Below are 25946 nucleotides of genomic sequence, written 5' to 3'. Positions count from 1 at the left end.
CTCCGTTCAGCCTGAGCGCAGTCGAAGGCCAAGGCATTACAGTCGCGTTCGAACCCCGATCCACACGGTGCGCGGCGTCGCCCGCTCGATCAGCCCCGCGCCGCTATACGCCGCTTCCACCCGCGCATCGGCAAGGTTTTCCGCCCGCGCTTCGATCAGCCAGCCACGAAACGCCGGTACCGCCGCATAGGCGTCCAGCGTCGTCGCGGGGGCCAGCGAGCGGATATTCTGGTCGTCCTCGAACTGTCGACCGACATGGCGCAGCGTCCCGCTGAGCACCGCACCGCGCCGCTCGACGGCGAGCGTGCCGGAAAACTGGTCGCGCGGGGTCTGTGCCGGGCGAAGGCCGTCGAGCGGCGCGGCGGTGCCCGACGCCTCGACCCGCGCGCCGATATGCGACCAGGACCCACGTGCGTTGACCGGGCCATAGGTCCAGTTCGCCTCCAGCTCGAAGCCCTGCGACCGGATCGCGTCGAGATTCTGCCGCATCCGGTACACGCCGTTCGCCGCGACGAAGCCGACGCCGGGGAACGTCCCCGGCCCACGCCCCATCGTCACATTGGCGATCGCATCGGTCAGCCGGTTGAAGAAATAGGTGCCCGACAGCCGCAGGCCTGCCGCCGGGATCAGGTCGAACCCGCCCTCGATCCCTTCGACCCGCTCGGGGTTCAACGCGGCGTTGGCGGCGGTGGCATCCGCCCCGGCGCGGAAGGGGCGGTAGAGTTCGTTGAGCGTCGGCAAGCGCCACCCGCGATAGGCCGCCGCGCGCAGGGTCAACGGCGTGAATGGGCGCACCGCCGCGCCCAGCCGTCCGGTGAATTCCTGCCCCGACCGATCGGGGAAATCGGTGTCGGTCAGCACCGCGCCGGTCGCCAACACGCCCTCGTCCAGCCGACCGTTGCGGATGCGCCAGTCGTCCACCCGCGCCGCGGCCGTGACGGTCAGCACGCCTGCCTCCACGCTGCCGTCCGCGAACAGCCCCATGGTCCGCGTCGCGCCGCCCGCTTCGCGCCGCCGGGTGGGGAGGCCCGCGACATAGGTATAGAGTTCCTGCGTCCGCCCGCTGGTGTCGCGAACATCGCCTCCCAGACGCAGTTTCACGGCATCGCCGAGCGGCGGCGACACCTCGATCCGGCCGCCCAGTCCGGTGGCGGGCACGCTATACTGGTCGAGCGTCAGCGTCGCCGCCGTGCGCGCGGCATTGACGCTGGCATAGCGCGAGGCGAATTGCCGGGTCTGGACATAGGCCAGCGCCGACCAGCCCCAGGCCCCGCGCCCGACCAGCCGCACGCTGGCATCCGCACCGTCCGAGCGGTTGTCGGTAAAGTCCGTCCCCCGGTCGCGCGCATCGTGGAAGGCGGCCAGCGTCATCTGCAATTCGGTCGAGGGTGCGATCCCGACGACGCCACGCGCCGCCCCCGAATATTGTTCGTAAGGGGCGGGTCGGTCGGCGGGGCCGCGCTGTTCCCGGACGATGGGCGTGAAGCCATCGCCGCGCGCATAGGCGCCCGAGACGGTCAGGAAGCCGCCGTCGCGAACCAGCGAGGCCGAGCCCTGCGCATCGACCGAATCGCGGCTGCCATAGGACAGCGCGAGATCGAGCGGGGAGAGCTGGTCGGGCGTTGCGCTGTCCATCTCGATCGTCCCGGCCAGTGCGCCCGGGCCCCAAAATCCCGAACCGCCCCCGCGCGTCACGCGGATGCGGCCGAGCCGCCCGGTCGCATAGGCCGGAAAGACCACCCAGCCACCGAAAGGATCGGCCTGCGGCACTCCGTCCAGCACCAGCAGCGCCCGGCTCGACGCATTGCCGCCCAGGCCGCGCAGCGTGATCCCCTGCGACGTGGGATGCGCCGAGCGGCTGTCCGAACGGCGAAACTGCTGCAGTCCGGAGACATCGGACAGGACATTCTCCAGCCGCTGCGAGGCGTTCTGCGTGATCCGGTCGCGGTCGATCGTCACCACGTCCAGCGCCCGGTCGCCCGGCTGGTCGGCCAGGCCCCGGCCGGTGACGATGATGGTGTCGATGGTCTGGGCGGGGAGGGTGGCCGGGGCGAGAATGAGGGCGAGCAGAGGCAGGCGGTGGATGGCAGGCATGGTGTGTGGTGGTCCCCTTTGCTCCCTTGATAGGGATGTCACGGAGTGAAGACGAATAATGACGTCAACAGGTCCACGGATGTGTGACCCACGCCCCTCCCGCAAGCGGGAGGGGATGGGGGAGGGAAAGCCACAAGCGACGGTCTCGGTGAGACTTCATTCCCTCCCCAAACCCAGTTTCAGATAAACGATGCCCCGCATCTTTTAGGTCATGCCGGGGGGATGACCGACCTGAAAGTCGCTTTCGAGAGGGACGTGAAGAAGAAGGGAGAAGGCGGATGACGCGCTCGAAAAACCCCCTTACAGTCCCGTCATCGTGGCCACCCTACACACCCTCGCCAACCCTGCGCGTTTCCTGAAGATCGCTCGTCCGCTGACCGGGATTTTCCTGGGGCTGGGCATCGTGCTGATCGCGGTTGCGGTCTGGGCGGGGCTGTCGCTGACGCCGCCCGATTATCTTCAGGGGGAGACGGTGCGAATCCTCTACATCCATGTGCCCGCTGCCTGGCTGGGCATGGCGGGGTGGAGTGGGATCGCGGTTGCCAGCCTGTCGCTGATCGTGTGGCGGCATCCGCTGGCGCAGGTCGCCGCGCGCGCCATAGCCTGGCCGGGCGCGGTGTTCGCTGCCCTGTGCCTGGCGACCGGATCGATCTGGGGACGGCCGACCTGGGGGACGTGGTGGCAATGGGACGGGCGGCTGACCTCGATGCTGCTGCTGCTGTTCGTCTATCTCGGCTATATCGCACTCGCGCGCGCGGATGCCGACCGGGGTGGCGACGGGCGGATCCCGGCTTTGTACGGACTGGCGGGGACCGCGCTGCTGCCGGTCATTCGTTATTCGGTGGTGTGGTGGAACACGCTGCACCAGGGCCAGTCGATCGGGCTGACCGGCTCCAGCATCGACAAGTCGCTGCTCTGGCCGCTGCCCATCGCGCTCGCCGGCTTCACCTTCCTGTTCGCGGCCATCGTGCTGATGCGGATGCGCACCCTGCTGGCGCAAGCCAAGGCCGAGGCGCGGATGCGCCGGATGGCGCGCGCATGAACCAGATGGCCTTTGTCGCGGCGGCCTATGCGGTCATGCTGGGTGGCACGGGTGCGCTCACCCTGATCAGCTATCTGGCGATGAAGCGCGCCGAGAAATGACGCCCAAATCCCAACGTCTCACGCTGGCGCTGCTCGCTTTGGCCGCGATCGTCGCGGCGGTGCTGCTCGCCATGTCGGCGATGAAGGATCAGGCGGCGTTCTTCTACACCCCCTCCGACGCGAAAGCCCAAGGCCTGCCGCTGGGCAAGGCGGTGCGGCTGGGCGGCATGGTCGAGGCGGGGTCGGTCCGCCGCGCCGCCGACGGCGTGACGGTGCGCTTCGTCGTGACCGACGGCCGGGCGACGACCCCGGTGACCTTTGCCGGGATCACGCCGGACCTGTTCCGCGAGAACTCGGGCGTGGTAGCGGAGGGACAGTTCCAGCCCGATGGCCGTTTTGTGGCGACCAACCTGCTCGCCAAGCATGACGAGAAATACATGCCCCCCGAAATGGCGGGCAATATGCACGAGAGCCGGAGCCTGGAGCCATGATCGCCGAGGCGGGCCTCGCCGCGCTGTGGTTCGCCGCGATGCTGGCGGGGTTGCAGCTGTTGTTGGGCGTGCTGGCGCTGCGGCATAGGCACGCGGCGGGTGAGCAGGCGATGGCGGCGATCGGCCCGGTCGCGATCGTGCAGGGCGCGCTGGTCGCCATCGCCATGGCGGCGCTGATCACGGTGTTCCTGAACACCGATCTGTCGGTCAAGCTGGTCGCGGAGAACAGCCATTCGGCCAAGCCCTGGATCTACAAGTTCGCCGGAGCCTGGGGCAATCACGAAGGGTCGATGCTGCTCTGGGTGACGATCCTGGGCGCGGGCGGCGCGCTGGTCGCGTGGAAGGAGCGGACGCTCGACCGGGCGACGCATGTCGCGACGCTGGCGGCGCAGGGCGCGATCGCGCTGGGTTTCTATGCCTTCCTGCTGTTCGCCTCCAACCCGTTCGCGCGGTTGAACCCGGCGCCGATCGAGGGGCAGGGGCTGAACCCGCTGTTGCAGGACCCCGGTTTGGCCTTCCATCCGCCGACGCTCTATGCGGGTTATGTCGGGCTGTCGGTCGCCTTTTCCTTTGCGGTCGGGGCGTTGGTGACAGGGCAGGTCGGCCCGGCCTTTGCCCGGGCGATGCGGCCCTGGGTGCTGGGCGCATGGGTGCTGCTGACCATCGGCATTACGGCGGGGTCATATTGGGCCTATTATGAACTGGGCTGGGGTGGCTGGTGGTTCTGGGACCCGGTCGAGAATGCCTCGCTGATGCCGTGGTTGGCGGCCACCGCCTTACTCCATTCGGTCAATGTGCTGGCGGCGCGCGATGGGCTTCGCGCGTGGACGGTGATGCTGGCGGTCGTCGCCTTCTCGATGTCGATGATCGGCACGTTCCTGGTGCGCTCGGGCATCCTGACCAGCGTTCATGCCTTTGCCGTCGATCCCCGGCGCGGGGCCTTCATCCTGGCGCTGCTGGGTCTGTATATCGGCGGGGCGCTGGCACTGTTCGGCGCGCGGATCGGGCAGGTGCGGGCGGGGCGCAGCTTCGCCTTTGTCAGTCGTGAGGGCGGGCTGGTCGTCAACAACCTGCTGCTGTCGGTCATCCTGGGCATCGTGCTGATCGGCACGCTCTATCCGCTGATCGCCGCCGGGTTCGGGGTGCGCCTGTCGGTCGGGCCGCCCTTCTTCCACGCCGCCGCCGGGCCGATCGCGCTGGTGCTGGTCGCCGTCATGGCGGTGGGGCCCATGCTTCGCTGGCGGCAGGATCAGGCCGAGGCGGTGTTGATCCGCATGTTGTGGCCGATGGTCGCGGCGGCGGGGACGTTCGCGCTGCTGCTGACGTTGAGCGGGGGGATGAGCGTCCTGTCGCTGCTCGGCCTGTCCTTCGGCGTCGGACTGGTGGTGGCAAGCGTCCTGCCGATCACCCGGCGCAACTGGCGGCGCACGCCGCTGCCCATCTGGGGCATGGTCATCGCCCATGCCGGGATCGGCGTCAGCATGATCGGCATGGCGTGCGACAGCGCCTTCACCGCCGAGCGGCTGGTCGCGCTCTATCCGGGGCAGGCGACGGTCGTCGGGCCGTGGCGGGTGCAGCTCGACCGCATCTATCCCAATGTCGGTCCCAACTGGTCCGCGCTGGATGCCAAGCTGACCGTGGCGCGTGACGGCGCGGCCGAGACGCTGCGCCCGCAACAGCGTTTCTTCACCGATCCGCCGACCACGACCAGCGAGAGCGCCATCGCGACGCATTGGGACGGGCAGCTCTACACGGTGCTGGGGCAACAGGATGCCGCGACCGGCCGCTGGCAGCTTCGCCTGTGGTGGAAACCGTTCGTGACGCTGATCTGGTTCGGCGGCATCATGATCGCGCTTGGCGGCGCTCTGGCGCTGTTCGGCCGCTGGTTCAAGGGCTGGCAGCAGCGCCGTCGGGAGGCGCTGTGGGGATGACGTCCGGGGGCAAGACGCGCTGGCTGATCTGGGTGCCGCTGGTGGCGTTCGCGATCCTGTTCGTGGTGGTCGCGACCGGGCTGATGCGCCCGTCGGACACGACCGTCCATTCGACGCTGGTGGACAAGCCGCTGCCCGACTTCCGTCTCGACCCGATGGTGCCGGGCAAGCCGGGCCTGGCGAGCGCGGACTTCGGCAAGGGCACGCCGCGCCTGCTCAACGTCTTTGCCAGCTGGTGCATTCCCTGCATCGCCGAAGCGCCGCAGCTGATGGTGTTGAAGGCCAGGGGGGTGCCGATCGACGCCATCGCGATCCATGACAAGGGCCCCGCCATCACCGATTTCCTGCGCCGCCACGGCGATCCCTATGCCGCGATCGGCGACGATGCGCGCAGCCGGGTCCAGCTGTCGCTCGGCTCGTCGGGCGTGCCCGAGACGTTCCTGATCGACGGGCGCGGGCGGATCGTGCGGCAATATATCGGCGACATCCGCGCCGATCAGGTCGACCAGATCGTCCGCGACGTGAAGGCGGCGCGATGAGTCTGTCGCTCGCCCTGCTGCTCGCTGCGGCTGCGCCCGCACCCGATTACGGCAATACCCAGCTGCCCGACCCCCATGCCGAGGCGCTGGCCCGCGCGCTGATGGGCGAGCTGCGCTGCGTCGTGTGCCAGGGCCAGTCGATCGCCGACAGCGACGCCGACATGGCCGCCGACATGCGCGCGCTGGTCCGCCAGCGGATCGCGCGCGGCGAAAGCCCGACCGCGATCCGCAACTGGCTGATCGAGCGTTACGGCGATTATGTCAGCTATGATCCGCCGCTGTCGGGGGCGACCGCGCTGCTCTGGGCCACGCCGATCCTGTTGCTGGCAGTGGGCGCATGGATCGCGCGGTCGACATTCCGGAGGCGGCGCTGATGGGCTGGTTGATCCTGTTGGTCCTCGCCGCGGGTGCGGTGGTGCTGGCGCTGGCCTTGCGTTTCCCACGGCCGCTCTGGACGATGCTGGGCGCGGCGCTGGCGCTGGGCGGCGTGGGTTATGCCTGGCAGGGGCGGCCGACGCTGATGGCCGCCGCGCCTCAGCCGCGCCCCGATCCGCTGCGCGATGACGATGCGATCGCCGATCTGCGCAACCAGTTGATCGGCCGTTTCGGCGAACAGGCGCAGATGTTCATCGCGGCCGATGCGCTGTCCCGATCGGGCGACAAGCGGACGGCGGTGAAGATCATGCTCGGCGCGGTCGGCGGGGCGCCCACCAGCGTTCCCTATTGGACCGAGCTGGGCAATGTCCTGTTCGCGCATGACGGCTATCAGATGTCGCCAGCCGCGCAGTTCGCGTTCCGTCGTGCGCGGCGGCTGGGGCCGAACGATCCCACGCCGTTCTTCTTTGAAGGACTGGCGTGGATGCGGGCGGGCGACTTCCGCAAGGCGCGGCTGCTCTGGGGCCTCGCACTGCAAAAGTCGCCCGCCGATGCCACCTACCGTCCGGCAATCGAGCAGCGGGTGATGCTGCTCGACCAGGCGATACGGATGATGGAGCGATAGGGGCTTACTGGCCCCGGCCGGTTTTTTCCTGCAGCGCGTCGATACGCTTGGAGGCATCCGCCTTGGTCAGCGTGTCGTCGAACGCCTCGCCGGCTTCCTCGGACAGGGTCTTCAGATAGCTGGCCTGGGCACCGGTCATCTTCTCGTCGCCGGTGGTCCAGTCATCCGGGTCCTTCTCGGCGTTGGAGAAGGGTTCGCTCTTGGGGTTGTCGGTCATGGCGTGATCCTTTCGACGGGATCAACGATGACGTTCGCTGTACGTTCCGGGGTAAAGAGTGGGAAAGGGCAGGACGTGCATTTCCAGTTCGCTCGGTGAAACGGGGAGTGGCCACCCGCGAGTCGCCCGTTCAGCCTGAGCGAAGTCGAAGGCCACGGACGCGCCGATATGGCGGAGGTCCGGGCATGCACTTCGACTTCGCTCAGTGCGAACGGAGCTTGGCCGGGGTGTTTAGCCCGCCCAAGCCTCGAACGGCAGGTCGAGCGCTTCGGCGACCGCTGCGTGGCGGATCTTGCCGCCAGAGACGTTCAGGCCGCCCGCCAGATGCGGGTCCGCCTTCATCGCGGCCTCGGCACCCATGTTCGCCAGCTTGACCGCGAAGGGCAGGGTCGCGTTGTTCAGCGCGAAGGTCGAGGTGCGGGCGACCGCGCCGGGCATGTTGGCGACGCAGTAATGGATCACGCCGTCGACCTCGAACACCGGGTCCTGGTGGGTGGTGGCGTGGCTGGTTTCGAAGCAACCGCCCTGGTCGATGGCGATGTCGACCATCACCGAGCCGCGCTTCATGGTCTTCAGCATGTCGCGGGTGACGAGCTTGGGCGCGGCCGCACCGGGGACCAGCACCGCACCGATGACGAGGTGTGCATTCTTCACCGCCGCAGCGATCGCCGCCTTGGACGCATAGGCGGTCTTGATCTGGCTGGAGAAGAACATGTCCAGTTCGGCCAGGCGGTCGTTGTTGATGTCGTAGATGGTGACGTCGGCGCGCAGGCCGACCGCCATCTGCGCCGCGTTCACGCCCGAAACGCCGCCGCCCAGGATCGCGACCTTGGCAGGCGCCACGCCGGGCACGCCGCCGAGCAGGATGCCACGGCCGCCCTGCTGCTTTTCCAGATAATGCGCGCCGACCTGCACCGCCATGCGGCCCGCGACTTCCGACATCGGCTTCAGAAGGGGCACGCCGCCACGGGGCGAGGTGACCGTCTCATAGGCGATGCAGGTCGCGCCCGACTTCATCAGGCCCTGGGCCTGCGGCTTGTCGGCGGCGAGGTGGAGATAGGTGAAGAGGACATGGTGCGGACGCAGCATCGCGACCTCGACCGCCTGCGGCTCCTTCACCTTCACGATCATCTCGGCCTGGTCGAACACTTCGGCGGCGGTGGCGACGATGCGCGCGCCCGCGTCGATATAGTCCTGGTCCTCGAAGTCGATGCCGGTGCCCGCCTTGGTCTCGACGATCACCTCATGCCCGGCGGCGACCAGCTCGGCGACCGATGGCGGGGTCAGGCCGACGCGATATTCGTGGTTCTTGATTTCCTTGGGGACACCGACGCGCATGGGACTCTCCGTAAGAATGTTGGACCGATAGTAGCGCCGAACGGGCGGGAGAGGTGTGCAAAGCCGTCCCATGAAGCCCAATCATTCGGGATTTTCTTGCGCCGTACGGCGGTGTAGCAGGATGAAATGTCCGACGCGATCGACCGCCGCATCCTGGCCCAGCTGGCCCGCGATTCCGACCTGACCAGCGCCGCGCTGGGCGAAAAGGTCGGCCTGTCCGCCAGCGCCGCGCATCGGCGGGTTTCCCACTTGCGCGAAAGCGGGGTCATCACGGGCTATCGTGCGATCCTCAGCCACGAAGCGCGCGGGCGGCCCTCCACCGTCATGGTCAACGTCACGCTGAAGGACCAGCGGCAGGAAACGATGGCGGCGTTCGAGCGCGAGATACTGCGCTGTCCCGAGATCGTCGAATGTTTCCTGATGAGCGGCGAGGCCGACTACATGATACAGGTCGAGGTTCGCCGCGACGACAGTTACGAGCGTATCCACCGTGAGACGCTGGCCCGCCTGCCTGGAGTGACGCGGCTGGCCTCGCACTTCGTCATTCGCGAGGTGGTGCGGCGGTCCTAGGATCCTCCCCGGCACGGGGAGGGGGACCAGCCACAGGCTGGTGGAGGGGGCGTGCGGCAAGGGGCGTCCTTTGCGGCAAGCCCCCCTCCGTCAGGGCTTCGCCCTGCCACCTCCCCGCGAGCGGGGAGGATCGTTACCCACCTTCCCACCCGGCGCGACACCCGATAGGGATCGGCCCATGGCAAAGCTGGCTTTCTCGTCTCGCATTCTCCGTACCACGCTCACCGCGCTGGCGATCGCGCTCACTCCGGCGGCGGCATTGGCCGAGGCGCTGGTCGACAATGTCACCGGCCTGACGCTGGACAAGGACGGCAAGGTCGTCCGTTTCACCGGGCTGCTCCTGACCCCGGACGGCAAGGTCGTGAAGCTGCTGTCCGCCAAGGACAAGCGCCCCGAAAAGCTCGACTGGCGCGCCGACATGAAGGGGCGGGTGATGCTGCCCGGCTTCGTCGATTCGCACGGGCATGTGATGGCGCTGGGCTTCCGCCAGATCGAGCTGGACCTGGCCCCCACCAAGTCGCTCGACGAGGCGAAGGGGCGGATCGCGGCTTATGTCGCGGCCAATCCGGAGCGGAAATGGATATTGGGCGGCGGCTGGAACCAGGAAAGCTGGGCGCTGGGTCGCTTCCCGACCGCCGCCGACATGGACGCCGCCGTCTCCGACCGTCCGGTCGTGATGGAGCGCGCCGACGGCCATGCGCTCTGGGCGAACAGCGCGGCGATGAAGGCGGCGGGGATCACCGCCAAGACCGTCTCGCCCGCCGGTGGCCGGATCGAGAAGGTCGGCGGCCAGCCCTCGGGCGTGTTCGTCGATGCCGCGATGGCGCTGATCCAGAAGGCCATCCCGCAGCCGCTGGCCAAGGATCGCAACGCCGCCTTCCTGAAGGCGCAGAACGAGTTGCTGGCCCATGGCATCACCGCGACCGCCGATATGGGGACGACGCTGGACGAGTGGATGACCTATCGCCGGATGGGCGACGCGGGGAATCTGCGTGTCCGCATCATGAGCTATGGCGGCGGTGTCGAGGATACGGTGCGGATCGGCGGCACCGGGCCGACGCCGTGGCTCTATAACAACAAGCTGCGGCTGGTCGGCGTGAAGCTGTACGGCGACGGCGCGCTGGGGTCGCGCGGCGCGTGGCTGAAGCAGCCCTATGCCGATGCGCCGGGCCAGACGGGCCTGGGCTTCATGAGCGACACCGTCATCCGCAACCTGATGAGCCGCGCGGCGATGGACAAATATCAGGTCGCCGTCCACGCGATCGGCGACCGCACCAACGCGCAGGTGCTCGACGCGATCGACGAACTGGCCGAAACGTACAAGGGCGACCGGCGCTGGCGGATCGAACATGCGCAGGTGGTCGATCCGGTCGACCTGCCGCGCTTCGGCAAGCACGGCATCGTCGCCTCGATGCAGCCGGTGCACGAGACGAGCGACCGCCAGATGGCAGAGGCGCGGCTGGGCCCGGCGCGGCTGACCGGTGCCTATGCGTGGAACACCATGTTGAAGAACGGCGCGACGCTGACCTTCGGTTCGGACTATCCCGTCGAGAGCCCCGATCCCTTTGCGGGCTGGGCCGCGGCGATCACGCGCCAGGGCCCGGACGGCCAGCCTTATGGCGGGTGGCAGCCGCAGGAGATCATCGGTCGCGAGGCGGCATGGCGCGCCTTCACCATGGACGGTGCCTATGCCGGGTTCGCCGAGGATCTGTTCGGGCGACTGGGCGCGGGGCAACAGGCCGATTTCATCATCGTCGACCGCAACCCCCTGGACATCGCGCCCAGCGAGTTGCGTGCCACCCGGGTCGAGGAAACGTGGATCGGCGGACAGAAGGTGTGGGAGCGCCGTTGACATGATGCCGGCGCGGCGGCGGGTGCTGACGCCCCTGATGCTGTCGCTGGTGGGGGCGAGCGATCCGCCGCCTATGGTGCGCGAGGTGCCGGCCGATGCCCGCGTGACGATCACCGTCGATGGGCACGAAGTGCCCGCGCGGATCGGACCCGGTCTGCCGAGCTTTTTCTACCTGCCGCGCGTGCGGGCCCAGGCGCTGTTCGGGGATGACGCAAAGATCGGCGGCAAGGGGTTCACGCTCTTTTCCGTCGGTCCGGCCTCTTCAGCGCGGATCGGGCCCGTCGTGGTGCCGGGGCGGGCGCGGCGCGCGTCCATCGGGGCGGCCGGTGCGGCGGCGCAGGTCAACTGGGTCAAATGGTTCGAAACCGACGCCTATCCCGGTGACGAGGCCTTGGGCGGTCCGTTCGCCCTTCCCGAGCCAATCATCCGCTTCACCCTGCGCCCCGCGCAGCCCGGTGAGGTGGAAGCGACGCTGCCGCTCGCGGCCCGCTATAATTGGTGGCTGGCCAGCGTCGAGCAGGCGATCGGCGGCCATGACGTCCTGTTCGCCTTCGCCCCGCAATTTCCCCGCACCGTCGCCAGTGCAGCGGCGGGCGCGGCGATCGGCCGGGCCCAGGGGGCACGGTTCGACGGTGCCGTCGAGCCGGTCCCGATCTCCCACGGCGTCCGCCGCCCCGCGCGGCCGGTGCAACTGGCCCAGCCGCTGGCGCTGGGGCCGCTGCGGATCACCAGCCTGCTGGTCCGCACCCATGACTATGGCGCGGCGACTAATATCGATCCCAGCGAGGCGGACGGTCTGGACGCCGACAATCGCGATGTCGTGGTGAAGGGCAAGCGGACCAAAAGCCGCCCCTCCTACGTCGTCTATGTCGGGGCGGATGTCCTGAACGGATGCTCGTCGATCACCTATGACAAGCCGGGGCGGGCGGTGACGCTTCGCTGCCGGGTGGTGAGGTAGGGCTGGGGCGTCTCTTTATAGCAGGATGACATGAGGTAGACTCCCCCCTCTCCTTCAGGGGAGGGGTTGGGTTAGGGCATCACCCCAAGGTTTGTCGTTTGTGGAAGCGCCCCACCCCCGGCCCGTCCCCTGGAGGGGAGGGGTGGGGCAAGCTGACGTCATCGTGCTTTAGGTTTACGCGGGGGTGTGGACTCCCTTAACCCCCGTTCAGGCTGAGCGTAGTCGAAGGCCATGGTTAGACCTGCGTGGCAGGGGGGCAGGGCACACGCCTCAACTTCGTTCAGGGTGAACGGAGGTGGGGTTGTGCCCTTACCCAGCCCGCCCGAAAATGACCGCACCGCATCGTCGCCCAACAAAAAAGGCCGATCCTCGCGGACCGACCTCCCTCGCAACGAATGGCGAAATCAGGCGACTTCGGCCTGCTCCACCTCGTCGGGTTCGCGCAGGACATAGCCGCGGCCCCAGACGGTCTCGATATAATTCTCGCCCTCGCAGGCCAGGCTGAGCTTCTTGCGCAGCTTGCAGATGAAGACGTCGATGATCTTCAGTTCCGGTTCGTCCATGCCGCCATAGAGGTGGTTCAGGAACATTTCCTTGGTCAGAGTCGTGCCCTTGCGGAGCGACAGCAGCTCCAGCATGGCATATTCCTTGCCGGTCAGGTGGACGCGGGCATTGTCGACCTCGACCGTCTTGGCGTCCAGGTTGACCGCCAGCTTGCCGGTGCGGATGATCGACTGCGAATGGCCCTTCGACCGGCGGACGACCGCGTGGATGCGCGCGATCAGTTCTTCGCGGTGGAACGGCTTGGTGACGTAATCGTCGGCGCCGAAGCCGAAGCTGCGCACCTTGGAGTCCATCTCGTTGATGCCCGACAGGATCAGCACCGGGGTCGCGACCCGTGCGACGCGCAGGCGCTTCAGCACGTCATAGCCGTGCATGTCCGGCAGGTTCAGGTCGAGCAGGATGATGTCATAGTCGTACAGCTTGCCGAGATCGAGGCCTTCCTCGCCCAGGTCGGTCGTGTAGACGTTGAACCCTTCGCTGCCGAGCATCAGCTCGATCGCCTTGGCCGTGGTCGGTTCGTCCTCGATCAGCAATACGCGCATCGACAGTCCCCATTTGCGAGTGATCGCCCCCATGCCCCGGCGACCTTGTCCCTGATTCATTAACCAACGTGGATGTGAACGCAAAAGGTTAATTCGTCCCTAACTCGGACTCTTCTCCTCCGGCTCGACCCGTGCGCCGGGGCCCAAAAGGCTTTGATGTTCCACCGCCGGAATGTCCTCGCCCAGCACCTCGCGCAGATACAGGCTGCGGATCAGGGTAAAGGCGACGATCAGCAGCGCGGCGGAGAAGAACAGGCCGAACAGGCCGAAGATCGTGCCGATGCCGATGATCGCGAACAGGGTGACGGCGGGCGGGATGGCGACGACCCGGCTGGTGACGAAGGGCGTGATCGCATTGGTCTGGACCAGCCGGACGACCGCGAACGTGATCAGCGTGCCGATGATCGCGCCGTTCCCCCCTTGCGCGGCCAGGCCCAGCGCGGGCAGCATCGCGGCGATCGGGCCGACATAGGGGACGAACTCGCTGAGCCCGGTCAGCAGGCCCAGCGCGGCGGCCGACGGCACCCCCGCGATCGCCAGGCCGACGCCGACCAGCACGCCCATTGTCGTCATCTGGATAAGCTGCGCGCGCAGCCACAGCCGCAGCGTCGATCCGGTGTCGAACAGCGCATCCTCCATGGCGGGACGCATCGACCGGGGGATCAGCAGCAGGAAGCCACGCTCATAGACCTTGGGATCGGCGGCGAAGAACAACGCGCCGACCAGCAGCAACAGGCAGTTGAGGACGAACTCGCCCGCGCCCGAGACGATGCCGCCGATATCCTGCGCGACGCGACTGCCCGCATAGGCGGCACGCACGGCGTCGACGATCTTGGCCCCGACCGGCGATTGCGAGGCCCAGGCGGCCAGCTGGTCGATCAGCATCGGCAACTGGGTGACCAGCGTGTTGAGCTGCTGGCGAAAGGCGACGCCGAACAGCCAGGCCAGGAAACCCAGGATCGCCAGCACCGTCGCGATCGACAGGGTCAGCGATCGCTTCGGCCCGATGGGCAGGTGATCGGCATAGAGATCGGCGATGGCATGGATGACGATCGCCCCCAGCACCGATCCGAAGGCCAGGATCAACAGGTCGCCCGCCCGGAACAGCGCGGCGGTGACGCCCAGGATCAGCAGGGTCAGGACGATGCGGCGGATGAAACGCGCATCGCCATCGTCGGGGTGCAGCCGGTTCATCGGGCTGTCTCCGCCGCCTGGGCGAGGATGCAGGGGTCGCGCACCCGGTCGGCGAGCCACGTGATCAGCGCCTCGACCCGCGCGGGCCGCAAGGGGCTGGGCGGGGTCAGGAGATGAAGGCCGACCGGCGGCGGGGTCCAGTCCTCCAGGATCGCGACCGCCCGGCCGGAGGCGAGATGCGGCCCGATGATGAATCCGGGAAGCCGCGCGATGCCCAGGCCCGCCAGCACGGCGGGAACCAGCGCATCGCCGCTATTGGCGGTCAGCGGCCCTTGCGCGCGCACCGAAACCTCCGCCCCGTCGGCGCGGCGAAACCGCCAGGGCCCGGTGATGTTGGCATAGCCGAGCAGCCGGTGCTCACCCAGTTCGTTGGGATGGGTGGGCGTGCCATGCTCGGCCAGATAGCCGGGCGAGGCGACGACATGCGTCGAAATCCCGCACAGCCGCCGCGCGCGCAGCGAGCTGTCGGGCAGGTCGGCGATGCGCAGCGCGATGTCATAGCCTTCGGCGACGATGTCGACCCGCGCATCGGACAGGCTGAGTTCGATCTCGATGCCCGGATGCGCGATCAGGAAGTCGGCGATGACCGGCGCGATGTTGGTCACCCCGAACGACATGGGCGCGGCCAGCCGGATACGCCCGGCCGGGGCACTGGCGGCGTCACGCGCGGCCTCCTCGGCGGCGCGCGCCTCGGCTAGGATACGCGCGGCATGTTCGGCCAGCGGCTTGCCCGCCTCGGTCAGCGCCAGGCGACGCGAGGTGCGGTGAAACAGCGACTGGTTCAGCTGCGCCTCCAGCCGGGTGATCGCCTTGGAGACGGTCGCCTTGGACAGGCCGATCGCATCGGCGGCGGCACTGAACGAGCGATGTTCGACCACGGCGGCAAAGATCGCCCAGGCTTCCAGATCCGGCAGACGCATCGACACCCCTCATGCCTGTCGCGCGACCCGGCAGCGGTTCGGCTTCGCGCTACAATGAACGTGGAAACGATCGGTTTCCAGCGTTTCCGTTTACGTACCCCCAATCGCCCCTATCTTGTGGTCAACCAAGGGAGAAATTCCATGACTGCCATTATTGCCGACGCCGACATCGATCGGGGCATCGACCGCCGCAGCTTCGAAAGCCTGGGCCATGCCAATCATGGCTGGCTGGACGCGCGGCACCATTTCTCGTTTGCCAATTATCATGATCCCGCCCGGATGGGCTGGGGCGCGATCCGGGTGTGGAACGACGACGTCATCGCCCCGAATTCGGGGTTCCCGCCGCATCCCCATGCCGACATGGAGATCATCACCTATGTCCGCACCGGCGCGATCACGCACCAGGATTCGATGGGCAATGTCGGCCGCACCGCGGCGGGCGACGTGCAGGTGATGAGCGCCGGTTCGGGCGTCCGCCATGCCGAATATAATCTCGAGTCCGAGCCGACGACGCTCTTCCAGATCTGGATCGAGCCGCGCAGCCGGGGCGGCCAGCCGAGCTGGGGTGCCAAGCCCTTCCCCAAGGGCGAACGTTCGGGCCGGTTCGTGACGCTGGCCAGCGGGTTCGAGGAGGATGGCGACGCGTTGCGCATCCGTGCCGAGGCGCGTGTCCTGGCCGCGACGCTGCGTGCCGGGGAAAGCGTCGAGCATAGCGTTGGCGAGGGGCGTCACGTCTATCTCGTCCCCGCCACCGGCCGGATCGAAATCGACGGTGTGCCGTTCGCGGCACGGGACGGTGCGGCACTTTCGGGTGGCCGGACTGCGACGATCACCGCGGTCGAGGATGCCGAGATCGTCCTCGTCGATTCCGAATAAGTTTCAATTTTCTACAAGGGAGTATCTGACATGGCGAAGGTTCTGGTCCTGTATTATTCGTCCTATGGCCATATCGAGCAGATGGCCGACGCCATCGCCGAGGGCGCACGCGCCGGTGGTGCCGAGGTCGATATCCGCCGCGTCGCGGAAACCGCCCCGGCCGAGGTGGTCGCCGCCGCGCACTTCAAGACCGATACCGCGCATCCCGAGATCGAGGGGCCCGACGCGCTGGTGAACTATGACGCGATCATCGTCGGCACGCCGACCCGCTATGGCCGGATGGCCAGCCAGATGGCGTCCTTCTGGGACACGACCGGCGGCGTGTGGGTGAGGGGCGGTCTGGTCGGCAAGGTCGGCGGTGCCTTCACCTCGACCGCCAGCCAGCATGGCGGGCAGGAGACCACGCTGTTCTCGGTCCTGACCAACCTGATCCATCACGGCATGACAATCGTCGGCTTGGACTATGGTTTCCAGGGGCAGATGGGCGTCAAGGAAGTCCATGGCGGCACGCCTTACGGCGCCTCGACGCTGGCGGACGGCGATGGCAGCCGCCAGCCGAGCCAAGTCGACCTGGACGGCGCCCGCTATCAGGGCAAGCGTATCGCCGAGACGGCCGCCAAGCTGTTCGGTTGATTTAAGGAACGGGGGTGCCGAGAGGTGCCCCCGTTTTCCCATTTGGTGGGGGCGGAACATGGCCTTCGACTTCGCTCAGGCGGAACGGCTGTTGGGAGTAATCCCCGCCCCCAACCTCCGTTCAGTCTGAGCGAAGTCGAAGGCCACGCCCAACCCTATCGCCGCATACCCCGCTTCTTCACCGGCGTCGGGGGAACGACCACCGGCACCACCGGCACCGGCGGCTGGCTTGTCATCATGACCTTCAACGGATCGCGGATACCCGGATTGGCCGGAAACTGCGCGCGAGCCCTGGCGAACACCGCTCGCGCCTGCGCCGCTCCCGGTTCGGTGAGGCTGGTGCCGACCCAGCGCCAATGCCACGGCTCCCACTTCACCCGCTGCGTATTTCCCGCCGGGAAGCTCATTTCGAAACCGAAGCGTGGCGCATTGGCGATCAGCCAGCGAGCGGCCGGGGTCGCGGCCATGCAGGCCTCGGCATCCGGGCAGCCGCGCGCCGGGCGCACGGCGAAGTCGATCGCATAACCCGTCGCATGTTCGCTATGTCCGGCCGGGGCGACCGACGCGGCGCGCTCGGCCGCCGACACGCTGGCGTCGCGGCAGAAGACGTTGCGCTGGCGCGCGACCTCGCGGTGGCAGGACAGGCCGCGCAGCGTGCCGCCGACCGACGGATCGGCCCGGGCGGCGTTCAGCAGCCGCTGCAGGTCGGCGATCATCGCGCGGTGCAGGCGGCAATAGGGCTTCAGCCCGAAACCGGCGGGGGCGGGGACGATGTCGCCCGGTCCGGCATCGGCATAGGGGAAGTGCCCGGCCACCCGTCCGTCGGGACCGGGCGGCGGCAGCGCGCCGTCGCAGGTCTGCGCCTGCGCGACGACCGGCATCGCGGCGATCGAAAAGAGTGCCAGCAGGCGCGGGAAAGCGGCGGTAATGGTCGGCATGACGCGTGCGGCTCTGGCATGTCGGCGCTGGCGGTGGCAAGGGAGCGTGATGCACGGAGATCGCGTTCTATTCATCGACGGCGAAGCGCTGGTGATCGACAAACCAGCGGGCTTGCCCGTCGACCGGCCCCGCAACGGGTCGATCAGCCTCGAAAATCATCTGGAGTCGCTGAAATTCGGCTTCAAGCGCTGGCCCCATGCGGTCCATCGGCTGGACCGCGACACCAGCGGCTGCCTGCTGCTGTCGCGCAATCCCAAGGCGCATGCGCGTTTCCAGCAGGCGTTCGAGGCCGGGCTGGTCGAGAAGCGCTATCTGGCGGTGCTGAACGGTTTGGTCGAGGGGGAAGGGATGATCGACCTGGCCCTCGCCAAGGTGTCGACGATCGAGGAAGGCTGGCGGATGGTCGCCGATCCGGCGGGCAAGGCGGCTCGTACGGCCTGGCGTGCGCTGCGCCATGAGGATGGCCGCACGCTGGTCGAATTCCGCCCCGAGACCGGGCGTACCCACCAGATTCGCGTCCACGCCGCCACCGGCTTGGGCGCGCCCGTCGTCGGCGATCCGGTATACGGCGCGGGCGAGGAGGGCGGGATGTTGCTCCACGCCGCCAGCCTGACCGTGCCACGTGGCGAGAAGGACCCGATCACCGCGGAAGCACCGATCCCCGAACGCTTCGGCATCTTCCAGAACTGAGGCCTGCCCTGCGATGGCGCTGATTCCCGTCACCCGCGCCATCGCGATCGACGAGCGCGAGATCGCCGAAAGCTTCACCCGCGCGTCCGGGCCGGGTGGTCAGCATGTGAACACGACCGACAGCGCGGTGCTGCTGCGGTTCGACGTGGGCGGCTCGCCGAACCTGCCGGAAGCGGTGAAGATGCGCCTCGCGGTGCTGGCGGGCCAGCGCCTGACCAAGGACGGTGTGCTGACCCTGCGCGCCGATGCCAGCCGGTCGCAGGAAATGAACCGCCGCGAGGTGCGTGAACGGTTGATCGACCTCATCCGCGAGGCGACCATCGTGCCCAAGAAGCGGCGGCCGACCAAACCCACGCGCGCCTCGCAGACCCGGCGGGTGGATGCCAAGAAGGGGCGCGCCCAGGTGAAGGCCGGGCGGGGGAAGGTCCGGTTCGACTGAGGGTTGGGTATCGAGCCCTGAGGGGCGCGTTCTCAGATGAAGGCGGAGCTGGGCACTGAACCCCGTTCAGCCTAAGCGAAGTCGAAGGCCACGCCCTATTCCTCCCCAAGCTCGCTTGGGGAAGGGTGGGCATTCCCGCTTCCGCCATCGGCGACACCCCTTCGTCAGGCCCGACACAAAAAAACGGGCCGACGAAATCTCGCCGACCCGCTTTCCTGATCCCGAAGGATGCGTCCTTAGCGGCGGACATCCTCGCCCGCGCGGACCAGCGCGTTGCCGGTCGCCTGGCGGGCATTGTCTGCGCCGTTTTCGATCTTGTCACCGGCGCGGTCCAGATTGCGGTCCAGTTTGTCGCCCGCACGGTCGGCCTGCACGGCGGCGCGGTCACCGGCGCGGTCGAGCTTGTCGCCCGCCTTGTCCATCGCGTTCTCGGCGGAATTCAGCGCCTTGGCGGTCGCGGCCTGAACATCGTCGGTGGCATTCTGGGTCGTCGCCTTGGCGTCTGCGGCGATGGCGTCGGCGGCCTGCTCGGTCTGCTTCTGGCTGTTTTCGCTGCATGCGGCCAGCGACATCGCGGCGGCGCCCGTCAGGGCGAGGATCATGGCCTTCTTCATCGCAAACACTCCCGTTTCAACTGTTGATCGGCGTGCCAACGCAGATCAACCATTTCGGGTCCGTGCCGGGCGAAATGAGTTCATTCCGTTGACCACATATAAAGATATCTTTATATCGTGATCCATGGCCAATGCGCTCGAAATCTTTCGCGCCCTCAGCGATCCGACGCGGCTGCGCATCCTGGCGCTGCTGCGGTCGATGGAGCTGTCGGTGGGCGAACTGGCGCAGGTTCTGGGGCAGAGCCAGCCGCGCGTCAGCCGCCATGTGAAGATCCTGGTCGATGCCGAACTGGCCGAGCGGCGCAAGGAGGGCAGCTGGGTCTTCGTGGCGCTGGGCGACCGCGAGGCGGTGGAGCCGATGGTGGCCGCGATGGATCGCTGGACCGCCGGGACGCCTGACCCCTGGGGCGTGGCCGATGTCGCGCGGCTGGCGGCGGTGCGCGCCGACCGGGCGGCCAGTGCGGCGGCCTGGTTCGAGGACCATGCGGGCGAATGGGACGCGATCCGCTCGCTCCATGTCGCGGACAGCGAGATCGAGGAGGCGATGGCGGGCCTGATCGGCGACGGCGATCTGGGCACGCTGATCGATATCGGCACCGGCACCGGGCGGATGCTGGAACTGTTCGGCGACCGCGCCGATGCGGCGCTGGGCATCGATCGCTCGTCGGAGATGCTGCGCCTGGCCCGCGCCAAGCTGCACGGGCGCGCCAATACCGAGTTGCGGCAGGCGGACCTCTATGCGTTGCCCATGGGTGACGGCGCGGCGGATATCGCGATCCTGCACCATGTCCTGCACTTCGCGCAGCAGCCGGGGGCGGCGATCGCGGAGGCGGCGCGTGTGCTGGGGCCGGGCGGGCGGTTGCTGATCGCCGATTTCGCGCCGCACGATCGCGAGGAATTGCGGCAGAAGGCGGCGCATAGCCGCCTGGGCTTTGCCGACGAGCAGATGGCTGGCTGGTTCGGCCCCGCCGGGCTGGCTTTGGCCGATACCAGGACGCTGGAGGGCGGTGAACTGACCGTCAAGCTGTGGCTGGGTGTGAAGAAAGGGCTTCGGCCCGTCGAGACGAATAGGGTGAAGGCGGCATGACGAACACGATCCTGACTCAGGGGGAGGCTGCGCTGGCGCATGAGGAACCGCTGTTCGCCAATGTCGGCGGCGATATCGCGGTCAGCTTCGAATTCTTTCCGCCCAAAACGGAGAAGATGGACGCGCAGCTATGGGACGCGATCCGCACGCTGGAGCCGCTGGACCCGCGTTTCGTCTCGGTGACCTATGGTGCGGGCGGCACGACGCGGGAGCGGACCCATGCGACCGTCGCGCGTATCCAGCGGGAGACGACGCTGGCGGCGGCGGCCCACCTGACCTGTGTCGAGGCGACCCGCGAGGAGATCGATCAGGTCGCGCAGGAATATTGGGCGGCGGGCGTGCGGCATATCGTGGCGCTGCGTGGCGATCCGCCTGCCGAGGGCGCGCGCTTCGTCAGCCATCCGGGCGGGTATGAAAATGCCGCCGATCTGGTCGCGGGCCTGAAGAAGCTGCACCCGTTCGAGATTTCGGTCGCGGCCTATCCCGAATGCCACCCGGAATCGACCGACCAGTCATCCGACCTCGACAATCTGAAGCGCAAGATCGATGCCGGGGCGACCCGTGCGATCACGCAGTTCTTCTTCTCGCCTGAAGCCTATTTCCGTTTCCGCGATGCGGCGGCGGCGGCGGGGATCACGGCCGAAATCCTGCCCGGTATCCTGCCGGTGTCGAACGTCGCGCAGACGCGCAAGTTCGCCGCGATGTGCGGGGCGAGCATCCCCGACTGGATGGACCGTCTGTTCGAGGGGCTGGACGATCATCCCGCCGCGCGCCAGCTGGTCGCCGCCACCATCGCCGCCGAGATGTGCCGTCGGCTGTATGCGGGTGGGGTGAAGGGGTTCCATTTCTATACCCTCAACCGCGCCGAACTGGCCTATGCGATCAGCCATTTGCTGGGCGTGCGGGGGAAGAAGGCCGAGGCCGTCGCGGCGGCGTGATGTTAACGCTGCAGGGGTAGGGCGCTACGGCAGGCTGCATGGCTTGTGGCTTTCCCTCCCCCGACCCCTCCCGCCTGCGGGTGGGGAGTGATGAAATTGAGGGGCGGGGTCGGCGAAAGCGCATGACCAACGACCAAGGCACGCCCCTCCCGCAGGCGGGAGGGGATGGGGGAGGGTAGGCCACAGGCGAAGGCGCTTGAGGTCCTTCACTTCGGACGAAACGCTCGCACCGAGCAGGAGCAAGACGATGACGACCCGCGACACCTTCCTGGCCGAAGCCGCCAAGCGCATCCTGATCACCGATGGCGCGTTCGGCACCGAGATCCAGAACTGGAAGCTGGACGAGGCGGCCTATGCGGGCACGCTGGGCCTGACGCATGACCAGAAGGGCAACAACGACATCCTGGCGCTGACCAAGCCCGAGGTGCCCGAGTCGATCCACCGTGCCTATTTCGAGGCGGGGGCGGACATCGCCGAGACCAACACCTTCTCGGCCAACCGGATCAGCCAGGCCGATTACGGGGCCGAGCATCTCGTGCGCGAGATCAATGTCGAGAGCGCGAAGCTCGCCCGCCGCTTGGCCGACGAATATCAGGCCAAGGACGGTCGCCCCCGCTTCGTCGCGGGCGCGATCGGGCCGACGAACAAGACGCTGTCGCTGTCGCCGGACGTCAACGATCCGGGCTATCGTGAGATCGACTTCGATTACCTCAAGGACGTGTACCGCGAACAGATCGACGCGCTGGTCGAGGGCGGCGCGGATTTCATCCTGATCGAGACGGTGTTCGATACGCTGAACGCCAAGGCCGGGATCATGGCGGTGATCGAGGCGGGCGAGGCGCTGGGCCGCGAGATTCCGATCATGCTGTCGATGACGCTGACCGACCTGTCGGGCCGCAACCTGTCGGGCCATACGGTCGAGGCCTTCTGGCACGCGGTGCGCCATGCCAAGCCGCTGACCATCGGCCTGAACTGTTCGTTCGGCGCGGAGCAGTTGCGCCCGCATGTGAAGACGCTGAGCGAAATCTGCGACACGCTGATCATGATCTATCCCAATGCCGGACTGCCCAACGAACTGGGTGCCTATGACGAGGCCCCCGTCACCACCGCCGGGCTGGTCGGCGAATGGGCGGTTGAGGGGCAGGTCAACGTGCTGGGCGGCTGCTGCGGCTCGACCCCTGCGCATATCAAGGCGATCGCCGACAAGGTGAAGGGCATGCGCCCCCGTACCATCCCGACCCCGCCGGTCATCACCCGCCTGGCCGGGCTGGAGCCGTTCACGATGGCGGCCTGAAGATCCTCCCCGGCACGGGGAGGGGGACCAGCCGGAGGCTGGTGGAGGGGGGTCTCCACTAGCGACATCATTTGAGGAGACCCCCCTCCACCAGCTTCGCTGGTCCCCCTCCCCGCGAGCGGGGAGGATTTGAGAAGACATCATGACCCAGACCGCCTCCTCCACCAATTTCGTCAATGTCGGCGAGCGCACCAACGTCACCGGATCGGCGGCGTTCAAGAAGCTGATCCTGGCGGGCGACTATGCCCGCGCGGTGGAGGTGGCGCGCAGCCAGGTCGAGAATGGCGCGCAGGTGGTCGACGTCAACATGGACGAAGGGCTGCTCGACGCCGAATTCGCCATGACCACCTTCCTCAAGCTGATCGCCGCCGAGCCGGACATCGCGCGCGTGCCGATCATGATCGACAGTTCCAAATGGAGCGTGATCGAGGCGGGTCTGAAATGCGTGTCGGGCAAGCCGATCGTCAATTCGATCAGCATGAAGGAAGGCGAGGAATCCTTCCTCCATTACGCCCGCCGCTGCATGGCGTATGGCGCGGCGGTGGTCGTCATGGCGTTCGACGAGGTCGGGCAGGCCGACACGAAGGACCGCAAGGTCGAGATTTGCGCCCGCGCCTATGAGCTGTTGATGGGCATCGGCTTCCCGCCCGAGGATATCATCTTCGACCCCAATGTCTTCGCGGTCGCGACCGGCATCGAAGAGCATAACAATTACGGCGTCGACTTCATCGAGGCCTGCCGCGAGATCAAGGCGCGTTGCCCCCACGTCCATATCTCGGGCGGCCTGTCGAACCTGTCGTTCAGCTTCCGCGGCAACGAGCCGGTGCGCCGCGCGATGCACTCGGTGTTCCTGTACCACGCCATCCCGGCGGGCATGGACATGGCGATCGTCAATGCGGGCCAGCTCGACGTGTACGACACGATCGACCCCGAACTGCGCCAGGCGTGCGAGGATGTGGTGCTCAACCGTGACCCGGACGCGGGCGAGCGGCTGGTGGCGCTGGCCGAGCGCTATCGCGGCACCGATGCGGTCGCCGAGAAGCAGGCCGCCGAATGGCGCAGCCTGCCCGTGACCAAGCGGTTGGAGTATGCGTTGGTCAAGGGCATCGACGCGCATGTCGTCGACGATACCGAGGAATGCCGCCAGCAATTCGCGCGGCCGATCGAGGTGATCGAAGGGCCGCTGATGGACGGCATGAACGTCGTCGGCGACCTGTTCGGATCGGGTAAGATGTTCCTGCCGCAGGTGGTGAAGTCCGCCCGCGTCATGAAGAAGGCGGTGGCGCACCTGCTGCCCTTCATCGAGGCGGCGAAGGAGCCGGGTGCCAAGGGCAAGGGCAAGATCGTGCTTGCGACCGTGAAGGGCGATGTCCACGATATCGGCAAGAACATTGTCGGCGTCGTGCTCCAGTGCAACGGCTTCGACGTGGTCGATCTGGGCGTCATGGTCCCCTGGTCGAAGATCATCGCGGCGGCGAACGAGAATGACGCCGACATGATCGGCCTGTCGGGCTTGATCACCCCCAGCCTCGACGAGATGGTGACGGTGGGCGAGGAGATGCAGCGGGCGGGCATGACCATGCCGCTGCTGATCGGCGGCGCGACGACGTCCAAGGTCCACACCGCGCTGCGTATCGCGCCCGCTTATACGGGGCCGGTGGTGCACGTCCTCGACGCATCCCGCGCGGTCGGCGTGGCGACGACGCTCGTGTCCGATACCCAGCGCGACCCGTATGTCGCGCAGGTCGCCGCCGATTACGAAGCGGTCCGCAAGGCACGCGAGGGCAAGGGCGCCAATGCACTCCTGCCGCTGGAGGAGGCGCGCGCGCGTGGCTTTGTCGCGGACATGGCGCTGAAGGCCGGTGACCCCCGCCAGCCGGGTGTCCATGTCTATCAGGACTGGGACCTGTCCGACCTGCGCGACTATATCGACTGGACGCCGTTCTTCCGCGCCTGGGAACTGGCAGGCAATTTCCCCGCCATCCTGACTGACGAAGTGGTCGGCGAGAGCGCCAGCGGGCTCTATGCCGATGCGCAAGCCATGCTCGACACGATCATTGCCGAGAAATGGCTGACCGCGCGCGGCGTCGCCGCGCTCTGGCCGTGCCGCCGCGATGGCGACGACGTGATCCTGACGGCTGGGGCCGAGGAAACCCGCATCCCCTTCCTCCGCCAGCAGATCGCCAAGCGCGAAGGCCGCGCGAATATGTGCCTGGCCGATTTCATCGACCCTGCGGGCGACTGGATCGGCGGCTTCGCGGTCGGCATCCACGGCATCGACGCGCATATCGAACGGTTCCGCGCAGGCCATGACGATTATAACGACATCCTGCTGAAGGCACTGGCCGACCGTCTGGCCGAGGCCTTTGCCGAGCGGCTGCACGCGCATGTCCGCACCGACCTGTGGGGCTATGCGGCGGGCGAGCAGCTGACCAACGAGGCGCTGATCCGCGAGCAATATCGCGGCATCCGCCCCGCGCCGGGCTACCCGGCCTGCCCGGAGCACAGCATCAAGCGCACCCTGTTCGACCTGCTGGGCGCCGAGGACGCGGTCGGGCTGGAACTGACTGAGAGCTTTGCGATGCTGCCGACGGCAGCGGTCAGCGGCTTTTACTTCGGTCACGGACAGGCCGAGTATTTCGGCGTCGCGCGAATCGGCGAGGATCAGGTGGTCGATTATGCCGCACGGCGGGGCGTCGACGTGGCGCAGGCTACGCGTTGGCTGCGGCCCAATCTCGATTAACCATCCGGCCTATATCGGACAAGATGTTGATCCGGATATAGAATGGCGTTTCGCAAACGATATTGGGAATCAGTCTTAAAAAGAGGGTTAACGGTTCTGCCCTATCTTTCTGGGCCGTTTGAACAATGGTAATTCCAACGCCATCAGATGGGATGCGTTCACTGGGGCGTTGGGGCTTGGTGTTCTGCCTATTGAGGAGGGCAGTTCAAATTGCCGGAGGGGTATCACGACGTCGAGGTTAGCAATCTCGCGTTGATCGATGCATGCTGGGGTGCATCCGTCGCCGATCAGGTGGTCGACCATATTCAGATGCGGCTGCATCATGCCGGGCTACGCGTTACGCAAGGGGCCGGGCGGGGCCGCTTTCGGCTCGTCTGCAACATGCGCAGGCCGGGTGTCG

25 protein-coding genes are annotated in these 25946 nt (G+C 67.4%); 17 read left to right on the top strand and 8 right to left on the bottom strand.

Going from position 1 to position 25946, the window contains the following annotated elements:
* Positions 1 to 36: 36 nt before the first annotated feature.
* Entirely contained in the window at positions 37 to 2094 is a 2058-nt protein-coding gene (locus U1703_RS06085; protein WP_332784995.1) for a TonB-dependent receptor, read from the bottom strand.
* 316 nt (positions 2095 to 2410) lie between these two features.
* On the opposite strand from U1703_RS06085, the gene ccmC reads away from it, so the two are divergent.
* From ccmC to U1703_RS06055, 6 genes are all read left to right on the top strand, one after another.
* Positions 2411 to 3136 (top strand): heme ABC transporter permease CcmC, encoded by a 726-nt coding sequence (gene ccmC / locus U1703_RS06080; RefSeq protein ID WP_332784994.1) that lies wholly within the window; start codon positions 2411 to 2413, stop codon positions 3134 to 3136.
* A 97-nt stretch (positions 3137 to 3233) separates the two neighbouring features.
* The gene (gene ccmE, locus U1703_RS06075; protein WP_332784993.1) at positions 3234 to 3668 is read left to right on the top strand and encodes a cytochrome c maturation protein CcmE; all 435 of its coding nucleotides are present in this window, start codon (positions 3234 to 3236) and stop codon (positions 3666 to 3668) included.
* Positions 3665 to 5599 (top strand): heme lyase CcmF/NrfE family subunit, encoded by a 1935-nt coding sequence (locus U1703_RS06070; protein ID WP_332784992.1) that lies wholly within the window; start codon positions 3665 to 3667, stop codon positions 5597 to 5599. The genes ccmE and U1703_RS06070 overlap by 4 nt, the downstream gene beginning before the upstream one ends.
* Positions 5596 to 6138 carry a redoxin family protein gene (locus U1703_RS06065; protein WP_332784991.1) on the top strand — a complete coding sequence of 181 codons (543 nt, stop codon included), beginning with the start codon at positions 5596 to 5598 and terminating at the stop codon, positions 6136 to 6138. The genes U1703_RS06070 and U1703_RS06065 overlap by 4 nt, the downstream gene beginning before the upstream one ends.
* Complete coding sequence (locus tag U1703_RS06060; protein WP_332784990.1) at positions 6135 to 6512, top strand: cytochrome c-type biogenesis protein; 378 nt, start codon at positions 6135 to 6137, stop codon at positions 6510 to 6512. The genes U1703_RS06065 and U1703_RS06060 overlap by 4 nt, the downstream gene beginning before the upstream one ends.
* Positions 6476 to 7138, top strand: coding sequence for a tetratricopeptide repeat protein (locus U1703_RS06055; protein ID WP_332784989.1), 663 nt, complete (start codon positions 6476 to 6478; stop codon positions 7136 to 7138). Before U1703_RS06060 ends, U1703_RS06055 begins: the two co-directional genes overlap by 37 nt.
* 4 nt (positions 7139 to 7142) lie before the next feature.
* On the opposite strand, the gene U1703_RS06050 is transcribed toward U1703_RS06055, so the two are convergent.
* Entirely contained in the window at positions 7143 to 7355 is a 213-nt protein-coding gene (locus U1703_RS06050; RefSeq protein WP_320453484.1) for a DUF3072 domain-containing protein, read from the bottom strand.
* Between the two features lie 231 nt (positions 7356 to 7586).
* Positions 7587 to 8693, bottom strand: coding sequence for an alanine dehydrogenase (ald, locus tag U1703_RS06045; protein ID WP_332784988.1), 1107 nt, complete (start codon positions 8691 to 8693; stop codon positions 7587 to 7589).
* A gap of 126 nt (positions 8694 to 8819) precedes the next feature.
* On the opposite strand from ald, the gene U1703_RS06040 reads away from it, so the two are divergent.
* The 3 genes from U1703_RS06040 to U1703_RS06030 all read left to right on the top strand — a co-directional run bounded on the left by U1703_RS06040 (position 8820) and on the right by U1703_RS06030 (position 12073).
* Complete coding sequence (locus tag U1703_RS06040; protein WP_320453486.1) at positions 8820 to 9263, top strand: Lrp/AsnC family transcriptional regulator; 444 nt, start codon at positions 8820 to 8822, stop codon at positions 9261 to 9263.
* Between the two features lie 178 nt (positions 9264 to 9441).
* On the top strand, positions 9442 to 11115 hold the full coding sequence (locus U1703_RS06035; protein ID WP_332784987.1) for an amidohydrolase: 1674 nt from the start codon (positions 9442 to 9444) through the stop codon (positions 11113 to 11115).
* Between the two features lies 1 nt (position 11116).
* Entirely contained in the window at positions 11117 to 12073 is a 957-nt protein-coding gene (locus U1703_RS06030) for a hypothetical protein (protein WP_332784986.1), read from the top strand.
* A gap of 404 nt (positions 12074 to 12477) precedes the next feature.
* Here the strand turns inward: U1703_RS06030 and ctrA are convergent, their stop codons facing one another.
* The 3 genes from ctrA to U1703_RS06015 all read right to left on the bottom strand — a co-directional run bounded on the left by ctrA (position 12478) and on the right by U1703_RS06015 (position 15293).
* On the bottom strand, positions 12478 to 13179 hold the full coding sequence (ctrA, locus tag U1703_RS06025; protein WP_320453519.1) for a response regulator transcription factor CtrA: 702 nt from the start codon (positions 13177 to 13179) through the stop codon (positions 12478 to 12480).
* Between the two features lie 99 nt (positions 13180 to 13278).
* Entirely contained in the window at positions 13279 to 14373 is a 1095-nt protein-coding gene (locus U1703_RS06020; RefSeq protein ID WP_332784985.1) for an AI-2E family transporter, read from the bottom strand.
* Positions 14370 to 15293 carry a LysR family transcriptional regulator gene (locus U1703_RS06015; RefSeq protein ID WP_332784984.1) on the bottom strand — a complete coding sequence of 308 codons (924 nt, stop codon included), beginning with the start codon at positions 15291 to 15293 and terminating at the stop codon, positions 14370 to 14372. Before U1703_RS06015 ends, U1703_RS06020 begins: the two co-directional genes overlap by 4 nt.
* A 141-nt stretch (positions 15294 to 15434) precedes the next feature.
* Between U1703_RS06015 and U1703_RS06010 the strand changes: the two genes are divergently transcribed.
* Both U1703_RS06010 and wrbA read left to right on the top strand, forming a co-directional pair.
* Entirely contained in the window at positions 15435 to 16169 is a 735-nt protein-coding gene (locus U1703_RS06010) for a pirin family protein (protein ID WP_332784983.1), read from the top strand.
* A gap of 30 nt (positions 16170 to 16199) precedes the next feature.
* Positions 16200 to 16802, top strand: a complete 603-nt coding sequence (wrbA, locus tag U1703_RS06005; RefSeq protein WP_320453492.1) for an NAD(P)H:quinone oxidoreductase — start codon at positions 16200 to 16202, stop codon at positions 16800 to 16802.
* Between the two features lie 155 nt (positions 16803 to 16957).
* Here the strand turns inward: wrbA and U1703_RS06000 are convergent, their stop codons facing one another.
* The gene (locus U1703_RS06000) at positions 16958 to 17740 is read right to left on the bottom strand and encodes a M15 family metallopeptidase (RefSeq protein ID WP_320453493.1); all 783 of its coding nucleotides are present in this window, start codon (positions 17738 to 17740) and stop codon (positions 16958 to 16960) included.
* A 49-nt stretch (positions 17741 to 17789) separates the two neighbouring features.
* Between U1703_RS06000 and U1703_RS05995 the strand changes: the two genes are divergently transcribed.
* Complete coding sequence (locus U1703_RS05995; RefSeq protein WP_332784982.1) at positions 17790 to 18431, top strand: RluA family pseudouridine synthase; 642 nt, start codon at positions 17790 to 17792, stop codon at positions 18429 to 18431.
* 13 nt (positions 18432 to 18444) lie between these two features.
* On the top strand, positions 18445 to 18870 hold the full coding sequence (gene arfB / locus U1703_RS05990; RefSeq protein WP_320453495.1) for an alternative ribosome rescue aminoacyl-tRNA hydrolase ArfB: 426 nt from the start codon (positions 18445 to 18447) through the stop codon (positions 18868 to 18870).
* 236 nt (positions 18871 to 19106) lie between these two features.
* Here the strand turns inward: arfB and U1703_RS05985 are convergent, their stop codons facing one another.
* Entirely contained in the window at positions 19107 to 19484 is a 378-nt protein-coding gene (locus tag U1703_RS05985) for a hypothetical protein (RefSeq protein ID WP_332784981.1), read from the bottom strand.
* Positions 19485 to 19608: 124 nt separating this feature from the next.
* On the opposite strand from U1703_RS05985, the gene U1703_RS05980 reads away from it, so the two are divergent.
* From U1703_RS05980 to metH, 4 genes are all read left to right on the top strand, one after another.
* Positions 19609 to 20571: an ArsR/SmtB family transcription factor gene (locus U1703_RS05980; RefSeq protein ID WP_332784980.1), complete on the top strand. Its 963-nt coding sequence runs from the start codon at positions 19609 to 19611 to the stop codon at positions 20569 to 20571.
* The gene (gene metF / locus U1703_RS05975) at positions 20568 to 21509 is read left to right on the top strand and encodes a methylenetetrahydrofolate reductase (RefSeq protein ID WP_332784979.1); all 942 of its coding nucleotides are present in this window, start codon (positions 20568 to 20570) and stop codon (positions 21507 to 21509) included. The genes U1703_RS05980 and metF overlap by 4 nt, the downstream gene beginning before the upstream one ends.
* Before the next feature lie 247 nt (positions 21510 to 21756).
* Positions 21757 to 22803, top strand: coding sequence for a homocysteine S-methyltransferase family protein (locus tag U1703_RS05970; protein ID WP_332784978.1), 1047 nt, complete (start codon positions 21757 to 21759; stop codon positions 22801 to 22803).
* Positions 22804 to 22945: 142 nt separating this feature from the next.
* Entirely contained in the window at positions 22946 to 25546 is a 2601-nt protein-coding gene (gene metH, locus U1703_RS05965; RefSeq protein ID WP_332784977.1) for a methionine synthase, read from the top strand.
* Positions 25547 to 25946: the final 400 nt, after the last annotated feature.

The sequence above is a fragment of the Sphingomonas flavida genome, assembly GCF_036663655.1.
Lineage (GTDB): Bacteria > Pseudomonadota > Alphaproteobacteria > Sphingomonadales > Sphingomonadaceae > Sphingomonas.
Note: the sequence above shows the minus strand (reverse complement) of the source record. Positions and strands in the feature narration are given on the sequence as shown.